Source organism: Actinomyces sp. S6-Spd3 (genome assembly GCF_000758755.1).
In the GTDB taxonomy this organism is placed as follows: Bacteria; Actinomycetota; Actinomycetes; order Actinomycetales; family Actinomycetaceae; genus Pauljensenia.
In genome coordinates this window covers 1-521 of record NZ_JRMV01000162.1, presented here as the reverse complement: position 1 = coordinate 521, position 521 = coordinate 1, and the positions used below count along the sequence as shown (strand labels likewise).

The following is a 521-nucleotide window of genomic DNA, read 5'->3' as shown; positions in this document are numbered from 1 at the left end:
TCACGCTGCGCAAGGGCACAACGCTAGGTGTTGTAGGCGAATCCGGTTCTGGTAAGTCCACTGCGGCAAACATCATCCTGGGCTTGCTAGAGCAAGACTCAGGCGACGTCATTTTTGAGGGCGTAAACGTTTCTGAACTTTCCAAGAAGGAACGCTTCGCCATGCGCCGCAACCTTCAGGTGGTGTTCCAAAACCCGTACGGCTCCCTGGACCCCATGTACTCCATTTACCGCGCGGTTGAAGAACCCATGCGCGTACACAACTGGGGGACCAAGAAGGAGCGCGAGGAGCGCGTTGCCCAACTACTCGACATGGTTGCCCTCCCTCGCTCCGCGATGAGGCGCTACCCCAACGAGCTGTCCGGCGGTCAACGCCAGCGTGTAGCCATTGCTCGTGCACTTGCGCTACGCCCGCACGTCCTTGTGCTTGACGAGGCCGTGTCTGCGCTGGACGTGCTAGTGCAAGACCAAATCCTGCACCTGCTAAACGACATCCAAGCCGAAATGGAGCTGTCTTACCTG

1 protein-coding gene is annotated in these 521 nt (G+C 58.3%); it reads left to right on the top strand.

The genetic code is table 11. The features are described from left to right. On the top strand, positions 1–521 hold a 521-nt coding region (locus tag HMPREF1627_RS00970; RefSeq protein ID WP_034500380.1), incomplete at both ends, for an ATP-binding cassette domain-containing protein.